The sequence below is a fragment of the Psychrobacter sp. AOP3-A1-26 genome (assembly GCF_052378235.1).
In the GTDB taxonomy this organism is placed as follows: domain Bacteria; phylum Pseudomonadota; class Gammaproteobacteria; order Pseudomonadales; family Moraxellaceae; genus Psychrobacter.
In genome coordinates this window covers 55669-66626 of the sequence record NZ_JBQSXN010000008.1, presented here as the reverse complement: position 1 = coordinate 66626, position 10958 = coordinate 55669, and the positions used below count along the sequence as shown (strand labels likewise).

Annotated in this window: 7 protein-coding genes; 6 read left to right on the top strand and 1 reads right to left on the bottom strand. The window is 44.0% G+C overall.

Going from position 1 to position 10958, the window contains the following annotated elements; translation table 11 throughout:
* Positions 1-355 precede the first annotated feature (355 nt).
* The 6 genes from mrcB (at position 356) to purH (ending at position 8615) form a co-directional block, all read left to right on the top strand.
* Positions 356-2857 carry a penicillin-binding protein 1B gene (mrcB, locus tag ACT3TU_RS02990; RefSeq protein ID WP_192522500.1) on the top strand — a complete coding sequence of 834 codons (2502 nt, stop codon included), beginning with the start codon at positions 356-358 and terminating at the stop codon, positions 2855-2857.
* A 32-nt stretch (positions 2858-2889) separates the two neighbouring features.
* Positions 2890-3708 carry a tetratricopeptide repeat protein gene (locus tag ACT3TU_RS02985; protein ID WP_192522499.1) on the top strand — a complete coding sequence of 273 codons (819 nt, stop codon included), beginning with the start codon at positions 2890-2892 and terminating at the stop codon, positions 3706-3708.
* Positions 3709-3982: 274 nt separating this feature from the next.
* The gene (gene prmA / locus ACT3TU_RS02980) at positions 3983-4909 is read left to right on the top strand and encodes a 50S ribosomal protein L11 methyltransferase (RefSeq protein ID WP_192522498.1); all 927 of its coding nucleotides are present in this window, start codon (positions 3983-3985) and stop codon (positions 4907-4909) included.
* 175 nt (positions 4910-5084) lie between these two features.
* The gene (locus tag ACT3TU_RS02975; RefSeq protein ID WP_444784010.1) at positions 5085-6272 is read left to right on the top strand and encodes a zinc-ribbon and DUF3426 domain-containing protein; all 1188 of its coding nucleotides are present in this window, start codon (positions 5085-5087) and stop codon (positions 6270-6272) included.
* A 231-nt stretch (positions 6273-6503) separates the two neighbouring features.
* Positions 6504-6866, top strand: coding sequence for a DNA-binding transcriptional regulator Fis (gene fis, locus ACT3TU_RS02970; protein ID WP_192522496.1), 363 nt, complete (start codon positions 6504-6506; stop codon positions 6864-6866).
* Between the two features lie 168 nt (positions 6867-7034).
* Complete coding sequence (purH, locus tag ACT3TU_RS02965) at positions 7035-8615, top strand: bifunctional phosphoribosylaminoimidazolecarboxamide formyltransferase/IMP cyclohydrolase (RefSeq protein WP_192529010.1); 1581 nt, start codon at positions 7035-7037, stop codon at positions 8613-8615.
* A 124-nt stretch (positions 8616-8739) separates the two neighbouring features.
* Here the strand turns inward: purH and ACT3TU_RS02960 are convergent, their stop codons facing one another.
* Entirely contained in the window at positions 8740-10614 is a 1875-nt protein-coding gene (locus ACT3TU_RS02960) for a SurA N-terminal domain-containing protein (protein ID WP_444784009.1), read from the bottom strand.
* Positions 10615-10958 lie beyond the last annotated feature (344 nt).

Here is a 10958-nt window from a genome sequence, read left to right as displayed (position 1 = left end):
AGCTCAATGGGTTTGGTTATCAAGGTGGTGTCAATGCGAGATGACAACGGTTGACGCCTGATATTCACGCCATAGAAGGACGTGGTTTTACGGCGCTTTTTGATAAAATTATAGAAAAACATGCAATCTTAAACTGCTATCGTGAATATCTATGCTATATGGCACTTATTAGGCCAATTAAAAGCTTTTAAGGCTTTCGTATTAATAACCATTATACTATACGCCAGTGCTGTGAGCAGGATAACCACTCATAGTTGAATACCAATGAATGCCCACATTGACGATGATAGATTGAAAAATTTATCAATTTGCGTCATTATGAGGCAGTTTTTTATCCCAAAATGGTGCGACATCAGTGCAAAAATCCAATTCTAAGTTACCAAATACCAAATTATCACAGTCATCTAAGTCTGTTAAACACACGCTACCTTCACAGCAGCGTGGCTTGGTATTTAGTAGTCTGATATTAATTGTTATTATCGCTGGTATGGTGCTATTGGCGCTATATTTAATCAAACTTGATCGCACCATTACTCATAAGTTTGAGGGTAAACGCTGGGATATTCCTGCCAAAGTATACTCACAGCCGCTTGAGTTATACCAAGGTGCTAGTGTCGATAAAGATACGATGAAGACCTGGCTGGAATTGCTTAATTATCAAAGCAATAAAGCCTATGATCGCACGGGCACCTATCACAAATCAGGCAACACCTACTTTATCCACACCCGCGGTTTTAGTTATAGCGCCAACGATGTGGACAAAGAGCAAGTCATCAAAATGACCATTGCTGGCAATAAAATTGAGTCGGTACAAAGCACCTTGCCTGCCAAAAGCGGTATTATTCGTTTAGAGCCTGTCAATATTGGTGGTATTTATCCAGACAGCAATGAAGACCGTATGGTCGTCTCATTAGATGACGTGCCGCAGCCGTTGATTGATGCGCTAATCGCTACTGAAGACCGCGCGTTTTATGAGCACAAAGGGGTCTCTATACGCGGTATTGCTCGCGCCGTACTGAACAACTTTTCTGGTGGCTCTAGACAAGGCGGTTCGACCATCACTCAGCAGCTGATTAAAAATTTCTATCTCAACTCAGACCGTACCCTAAAACGCAAAGCCAACGAAGCATTTATGGCGGTACTACTTGAGCTACATTATAGCAAAGATGAAATTTTACAAACGTATCTAAACGAGATTTACTTAGGGCAAAATGGCAACCGTTCTATTAACGGTTTCGGTTTGGCCTCACAGTTTTATTTTGACAAACCTTTAAAAGAGTTGCGCTTAGATCAGCAAGCGATGCTGGTCGGTATGGCAAAAGGTCCTAGTGTTTATAACCCGCGTCGCCATCCAAATGATTCAAAAGCACGCCGTGACGTGGTGCTTAGCAATATGCTAGCCGTTGGCTCACTTAGCCAAGAAGACTACGACAAAGCCTTAGAAGAGCCGCTAGGTATCGTCGATAAGCCTGTTGAAGGCAAGAGTCAGTTCCCCGACTTTTTGGATATCGTCAAACGCGAATTAAACACCGTCTACTATTCTGATGACCTCAAAAATGAAGGTTTGATTATCATCAGTACCTTGGACCCTATCGCGCAATTGGCCGCAGACAAAGCCGTTGATAAGAAATTAGGTGAACTACGTCGTAAAGGTAGCAAAACCAAAGATCTACAAGGTGCATTGGTGAGTGCCAATCCAGAAACTGGCGAGCTGGTCTCTGTGGTAGGTAGCGGCAGTGAATTTACTGGCTTTAACCGTGCCGTCGATGCCAAACGCCAAGTAGGTTCATTATTGAAGCCCATTATTTATATGACCGCGCTTGAAAGCGGACGCTATAATCTAGCCAGTTCAGTAGATGATTCGCCGATTACTGTCAATCTAAGCGACGGTACAAAATGGAATCCAAGAAACTACGACAACCGTGACCATGGCTATGTACCCTTTACCACGGCCCTGTCTAAATCTTATAACCATAGTGCGGTACGCTTGGGTATGGAGTTTGGGGTCAACACCTTTGCCAAACAGTTACAACGCATGGGGGTCAAAGAAAAAATACCACCCTATCCTTCGGCTTTGTTAGGCTCTGTCAATCTTAGCCCGATGGATATGCTCGGCGTCTACCAAGTCTTTGCCACCGGTGGCTTCCGCACGCCTATCCATAGTATCCGTACCGTAATCGATGATCGTGGCCGCATATTGCAGCGTACTGGCCTAAATACTCAGCGCAGCATTCCACCTGAGACAAACTTTTTGACAAACTATGCGCTACAACAAGTGGTCTCAAACGGTACTGCTAGACGGGTACAATCACTTGGTAGTAACTTAAACTTGGCAGGTAAAACAGGCACCACGAACGATTATCGTGATGCTTGGTTTGCCGGTTACAGTGGCAACTATGTCAGCGTGGTTTGGGTGGGCCGTGATGATAACAAGCCGATTGGTCTAAGCGGTGGCACTGGCGCGTTGCCGGTTTGGGTTGATTATATGAAGCGCTTAAAACTGACACCTGTGGCACTACCAGAGCCTGAGGGTATCGAATGGTTATGGTTAGAGAACAACTCAGGCAAACTCTCTAATGAGCGCTGTGCCGACGCCCGCTATCTGCCAGTGATGTCAGCACATTTACCAGAAGAGGCCAGCAGCTGTGCCATTGGCTTATACCAACAAGAGCGTGCTCGTGAGCAGATGCAGTGGCAAAATCAGAGGGGCGCGACCGATCAGCAACGCCGCCGTGAAAATTTAGAAAGTCCAAATGGTGACGCCGTTGAAACAGACGATGACGATAGTGCCGAGCAAAATGGTGACACACCCAATCGTGCTGACACTTGGTACGACCGCGCAGTTGAATGGTTCTAAAATTGCTATTAAAAATCAAAAAGGATCTCGAGATGGTGTTACCTCTACAACAAACTGTATCGGTTAAAGAAGCTATTATTAACCCGTTAAAAAAATACACAGCAGCCAATACGTTACTCGTAGCCAGTGCTGTGATTGGCATGCTAAGTTTGAGTGCTTGCCAAACTGCACCAAGTACGCCCACTGCGATGAAAACCTCGACCGTTCAAACGGTGCCATCCTCACAAACCCCAAAAACCTCCACAACGACGGTCACTCAAGCGCCCATTGTTAATACAGATATGGTTAGAACAGATAACGAAAACAATCATCCCATCGAGCCATACCCTACATCTGAGTCAACAAATCCATTGACGCAAGAAACGCCTGTATTCGCACCGTCTAATCCAATGTCGACCCAGCCTGACACGACTATAATAGCGCCTTCTCGTGAAGACTATATAATCTCTGAGCCATCAGCGCCTTCACATAATGAGCTGTTGGAGCGTGCCAGAAAAAACTCACAACAAAAATCCCAGCAACCAGTCATTAATAACAGCAATCTACCAGCATTTCGCAATTTGATGCAAGCGGGAATCAGTCAGCTAAAATCTGGCCAACTAACCAATGCTGAAAACAGTTTTACCCGTGCTCAACGCATGGCACCCAAGTCGTCTGCGGTTTATTTTTATTTGGCCCAAGTAGCACTGAAAAAGAACCAACCTCGCAAGGCAGAAGCCATGGCAAGGCGTGGACTGAGCGTTTCTCAAGATGCTAATCGCAGGCGCGCGTTATGGCAAATAATTTTGCAGTCAGGACAAGCACAAGGCAACTCGCGTGTGGTCAGTGAAGCCAAACAAGCATTGCGTTAATATCAAGACATATCGAAGTGAATCGATACTAAGTTTATAACTTTGTAATCTATAGTTAAATCACTTTAGAATAGATACAAGCGCTACTGGAGTAAATTTTTCGCAGCCTCTGTCGGCGTAGGCACAGCAAGCCAGAAAAACTTACTTCAGTAGTGCATGGTTATTAATGTGTCGACTTTAATCTCCAACTGACTATACTCACTTTTTCTATTCTGCACCCTCATTATTTATCCAAATCATACATTCATTTTTATTTTAGCTTAAGGTTATCGTTATGGCATGGCAACAACTGCATTTACAATGTGAAAAAGCAAACGTCGATTTGGCTGAGGCGCTGCTACTAGAGGCAGGCGCATTATCAATAGCCTTAGACGACGCAGGTGATCAACCTTTGTTTGAGCCACTTCCTGGTGAGTCACCACTGTGGGATGAGGTCATCCTAACAGGATTATTTGATGCCACTACCGATGCTGGTAATCGTCAGGCCATCGAGCAGCTAAGTCATGACATCGCCGCACAAGTACAAGCCACCCGACTTTGGCTAAGTGCTGTCGATGACAAAGACTGGGAGCGCGAATGGATGAGCAACTATCACCCAATAGAATGTGCCAATAACTTGTGGATTGTGCCTAACTGGCTAACGCCGCCCAATCCTGACGCGACTAACATTATTATGGATCCTGGCTTAGCCTTTGGTACTGGCTATCACGCCACCACACGCTTATGCCTCGACTGGTTAACAGAACAAGACTTAAAAGACAAAGTCGTGATTGATTACGGTTGCGGTTCAGGTATTTTAGGCATCGCCGCTTTATTATTGGGTGCACGCCAAGTTTACGCAGTCGATATTGATCCCCAAGCGGTGCTCGCAACCAATCAAAATGCAGCACGTAACCATGTTGGTGATCGTCTACAAGCGTTTTTGCCAGAAGACTTCACTGATTACTGCTCGCAAAATGATGTCTTACCTGTAGAAGCTATCATCGCCAATATTTTGGCCAAACCACTTATCGGCTTAGCCCCTTATTTCGCCACCTTAATCGCACCGAAAGGTCGCATTGTATTGGCAGGCTTAATCGAGTCGCAAACCGAACAAGTAACGGCGGCTTACCAACCTTATTTTACGCTTGATGCAAAACATGCTTTTACGGCACAAGAAGACCAACATTGGCAGCGTTTATCTGGTATATTTACAGGCTAGCAACATTTAATTACATCTGTTACGATAGAGGGCAGTCAAATGTTATGTGTTTGACGCCACTCTGTCCATGACTCATAGAATTTTAGAGCTTTTAAATGGCAGTATTAGCACCATAGGCAGCTTTTAGTGAGTGGCTCAGCGGTAGTGATAACCATACTTTCTTGGATTCAACCCTATGACCACCCCAATAAAAACCCAGTGCCCTCATTGCCAAGCTTGCTTTAAAGTAAAACAAACTCAGTTAAATAAAGTCAACGCCACTGTTAGCTGTGATCAATGCCAGCGAAATTTTTTGGTCAATAAGCATCTAATCGTCACTCCTAACTCCCCCAATGACACTACTATTCAAGCAGATATCGACTCTACTCAACCTAAAGCACGGTCATCAAAAGACTTCCCATCCGATACATTGATTCATGACGACTTGATTTATGATGATATGGATATCGATGAGTCAAAAGAGAGCGGTTTGGAGTATGACTCTTTAGATAGTATGGATGCTTGGTTGACTCAAGCCAGTCTTAGCTCTACAACAACGAACACCCCCTCAAAGAGCCGCGCTAAAACGTCTGATAAAAACGCCAATTCATTGGTGAAATCAACTTCTAACACTGTAACAAACCACTCATCATCCGCACAGGTTGCACTAAGTTCGGCAGCCGCTAATGATATTCGTGCAAACGTTGATGCTGCCACTGACAACGCCTGGCTCGAAAAACTCCTTAAAGACCAAAATATAGACCAAAACATACCGCAAGATGATACAGATTTATCGCAGTTATTACTCGATATGGGTGTGCCACTCAAACATGAAGACAGTGCTGCTACTAACGGGACTGTAAATAGAGGGGCTGTAAAAAAACCACCAGCCCATCACAGCTCAACTCCTGAAAGGCGCTCGGTCGCATCGTTACTGTGGATACTCGGATGCTTGGTATTAGCCATGTTGCTTTTTGCACAATATGTCATTTTCAACTTAGAAACCTTGGTAAAAACCCCCGCTCATGCAGAGCGCCTTCAAGCCATATGTTCGATCGCGGCTTGTAGTTTACCCAGTGCAGATCTAATGGCATTTACTATTAACAACCCCAGTCACAAACCCAGTCAAATCAATCAAACCGGCAGGTTTAGCGATGTCAGCGCCACATTGAGTAATCAGAGCGCAACCGCGCAGCTATACCCTAATGTTAAGGTCAGCGTTTACGGCGCAGACAATCTGATTGGTGAATTTATCGCGGCACCAGACGATTATCTATTGAGCAAGCAGAATCAATTAGCCGCTAATAGTGACAGAAAACTACTGTTTACAATACCTGTTGCTAATGCACAAATTCGCGAAGTGACCTTAAATGCTCTGTATTAAGCCTATTTTTATTTATACTTTTTGGATAGGCTATAATATCTCTAGCCCATTTACTCGCTTTCGTTCAGTTTGAGGTTACGCCCTAATTCATCAAAGTCTAATCCAGACAAGAGGCAAATCAACGGTAATGCTAAGATAGTGACCAATCTTTCGGTGCTAGACGATGTTAATTTGATATAATGCCTTAACATCTTACGGTTTGACTCTTTCTAACCCAAAGGACATTATCTTATGGCACCTCATGTACAGCATAATGCCAATCATTTTGCCAAAAGCTCTGAGCATCCTGCCGACTATACTAAAGAAAACTGCCTTCACCCCACTCAAGATGTTGAGTACGCTCCAGACAACCATAATAGTCATGCGCAAGAGCCTCTGCGGGTACATGTTGAGCGTGTGGTACGCCAGTATTTTTCGATGCTAGGCGATGAGATGCCCACCGACCTATACGAGCTTATCTTAAGACAAGTCGAAGAACCCCTGCTATCCGTCGTCCTTGAAAAAACTCGGGGCAATCAAACCAAATGTGCGCAAATTTTAGGTCTCAATCGCGGCACCTTACGCAAAAAACTCAAAACTTATGATTTAATGTAGCACCGGCTATATGAGTCTACCTATTTTCACTGACAATTCTTATGCATGGCCATTCATTATTCATGACCTTATCTATCGTGACTTTATCCATGGTGACCATGTCTGCAATGATTGTCGCTATCACCTTGCCAGACATCAATGTCAGGCTTTTTTTATGGAAGTTTTTTTATGAGTACAACCCCACTTGCTCTATTATCAGTTTCCGATAAATCTAATATCGTTGAATTTGCTCAAGGCCTCATTAAAGCAGGTTTTGGCTTATTGTCTACTGGCGGTACTTATCGGCTACTCACAGAAAACAATGTCGATGTGACCGAAGTGTCAGATTACACTGGCTTTCCTGAAATGATGGATGGCCGTGTTAAAACGCTGCATCCGAAAATTCATGGTGGTATCTTAGGCCGCCGTGGTACCGATGATGCAGTGATGAATGAGCACGCGATTGAGCGTATTGATTTGGTTGTGGTAAATCTATATCCTTTTGCTCAAACCATTGCTCGTAGCGACGTTACCATGAATGATGCCATCGAAAACATCGATATTGGCGGTCCTACGATGGTGCGTTCGGCGGCAAAAAACCATGCTCACGTAGGTATCGTTACCGATCCAGCAGATTATCAGCGCATACTTGCAGCCTTAGGGGATGGCACTGAGTTGACAACGGCCCTACGCTACGACTTAGCGGTCAAGGCATTTGAACATACTGCCCAATACGACGGTATGATTGCCAATTTCTTAGGCAGCCGTGTTAATGAAAATCAAGAACCTGAGAATTTTTCGCGTACATTTAATGTTCAGCTTGAAAAAGTTCAAGACCTACGTTATGGCGAAAACCCGCATCAAAACGCCGCTTTTTATACTGAAAATCAGCCGTTAAAAAGCCAACAAGCCTCTATTGCGACCGCTAAGCAGTTGCAAGGTAAAGCGTTATCGTACAATAATATTGCCGATACTGATGCAGCGCTTGAATGCGTTAAAGCCTTTAGTACGCCTGCCTGCGTTATCGTTAAGCACGCCAACCCTTGCGGCGTTGCAGTGGATAACGATCAAGTAGCCGCTTATCGCACTGCCTTTAGCACTGACCCTGAGTCTTCTTTTGGTGGCATCATTGCCTTTAACCGCCCCTTGACGTTGGTGGCTGCTAAAGCCATTATCGACAATCAGTTTGTAGAAGTTATTATTGCCCCTAGCATTGAAGACGGTGTTCTTGAAGCGACTGCGTCAAAGAAAAATGTCCGCGTATTGGTATGCGGTGAGTTACCAACACCAGATCAGCGCGATGGCCAGCTTGACTATAAACGTGTCAACGGTGGTTTGCTTGTTCAAGAACAAGATCTTGGTCTAATTACAGCAGATGATCTAAAAATTGTCACTGACGTGCAGCCAACTGAAGCACAAATTGCTGACCTGCTGTTTAGCTGGAATGTGGCAAAATACGTCAAATCCAACGCCATCGTTTATGCCAAAGGTCAGCGCACTATCGGTGTGGGTGCGGGTCAAATGAGCCGTATTAACTCAGCCCGTATCGCTGCTATCAAGGCTGAGCATGCAGGACTTGCCACTGAAGGCGCAGTAATGGCATCTGATGCTTTCTTCCCGTTCCGTGATGGCATTGATAATGCAGCTGAAGTAGGTATCGCTGCTATCATTCAGCCAGGCGGCTCTATGCGTGATGATGAGACCATCGCTGCGGCAAATGAGCATGGTATCGCCATGGTATTCACTGGCATGCGTCATTTCCGTCATTGATATGCTCTAAACAGCACTTCATGTGTTAATATAAGTATTGAAAAAAGCCACTGTAACTATAGTTACAGTGGCTTTTTCATATCAAATATTTATGGCTGTTTAAGTTTAAAGACCAGCCAAACGCTTAACGTCCCTGCGCATTGGCCATATTAGAGTCATTAATCTCAACTTTATACACCAAACGTAGATAATCTAAATAATCTTGTAGCTGGTCTTGACCTAAGTTATCACGAATAATGGTCGCGGTTTGTGCTCTTTGCATATCAGACAATGGTGATTGCTGCTCCGTCTTAATACGATCGCCCACCAATACCGTCGCACCCATCTCAGATTCGCTAGCAACGGCCACGACAGCATTTTCAGCCGCTTGCTTACTGAACGCTAGCCCACGCTCTTTTTCTGTCAATACTGTGGTCTGACGGTTCACATCACCCAATGCTTGAAAGCTGACTGGTTGCTTACTGATATCAGCAGTGGTTTTAATCCCAGCAGCAACTGCTTGAGCATCTTTTAGCGCCAACGCCGTGGCTTTTTGTTGACGTAATACTTGAGTGATTATCGGTGTAGCCGCTGATAAGGTTAATACTTTAGTCGGACGATAATTACTCGGCTGTACCCATACTGTACCATTCCCAACTTTTATACCTGCAGTTACTGCTTGATCTTGAATCGTAAATTCATCAAACGCTTGCTTGATTACTGCTGGTTGAGACAGTACCGATTGGTTGTTTTCTTTACGGTAATCTTTGATATGCTTGAGCGTCACGTTTTCTTGCTGAGCAATATCTTCGATACTAAAACCATCTGCGGCCAAGTCATTAATCGATGTCACTTTATCGGCATAGATTTCCTGACGCTTATATTCTTTTGCTTTAACCGTCAGCTCGTCACGCATGCTTTCTAGGCTTGGCGTTTTGCTACCATTGTCTTCGGTGACCGTAAATATTTGATAGCCAAAGCTGGTCTTAATAGGTGCCGTGACATCGCCAACACTTAGACCCTCTAGCGCCTTTTCAACGGCAGTGGCGTCATTACCAAATACTGCCGCGTTAAAGCGACCGATATCACCGCCCGTTTCTCCTGATGGATCATCAGACTCTGCTTTAGCAAGCTTGGTAAATGACTCACCTTTATCTAGACGCGTTTTCACTTTGTCAGCACGAGCCTTAGCGTTATCACCGGTTAATAGGATTTGGCTAACTTTACGCTCGTCAGTGATCGCAAGACCTTGCTTATAAGCTTCATATTGCTGCTGTAAATCTTCTTTAGTAATGTCGCTCACTTCAATGGTTTGCGGGCTCAATTGCAGATAAGCCAAATCGACCATTGCTGCACTTTTCAGCGTTTCTTTATTACCATCATAATATGCTTGTATGTCATTTTTGCTCAGTTTTACTTTGTTTTGATAGCCTTGCCAATGAAAGCGATGTAGCCAGATATTGCGCGACTCAAGCTGTAGGTCGATTAATTGACTGACCGCTTGCATCGGATAAATAGCGGTACCAACGATACTGGCATTGAGCTGGTCGAGACTTAATTGATTACGAAATTCAGCAAACAGCTGATTTTTGGTCATGCCACGTTGACGTAAAAAGTTCGAAAACTGATCGTTAGAGAAGTTGCCTTCTGCATCTTTAAATATCTCTTCTTGACGCAGCAGACGATTAATCGTGTCATCAGAAACAGTCATACCAAGCTTGCCCGCTTGCTGCTCTAACAAGGTACGATCAATAAGCCCTTTTAATACTTGCTCATGCAGTACATCTTCATTTAATAGACTGGCATCATCAACCTGCTCTAATATTTCGGTACGACGGTTATTCACGGCAGTCTGATACTCTGACAGCCCGATACTTGCTTCACCCACCTGAGCAACTTGGTTGGGATCAACGCCACCGCCAAAATAGCTTTCGACACCCAATAGAGCGAGCGGCGATAGGCATAAAATCAATAAAATGCGACCTGGCCAGCTTTTTAAAAAATCGCGCAATTTATCCATAGTTATCTCTACTTTATTAACCTATATTGATGAAAAACCATTGTAATACTATTATTAATATCGATGCTATCTAAGCAGGCAATGGTAAGAGTAAGAACATGTACATGTTATATAGGTTGTGTTGCAGCAACCTGATTTTGACAATGCGTCTATCGCGCGCCCTATGATACGTGATTTTTAATGCAGACTCAAAATATTCACGTTATATGATGCAAACTATAGCACTAAAAAAGCACCTAAATATTAGGTGCTTTTTTATCGCTTCTATTGTGAACTACGCTATGAGCGACTGTCTATTATTTTACTGCTAACAAACGCTATTTTTATTCGTATATCACGTTCAT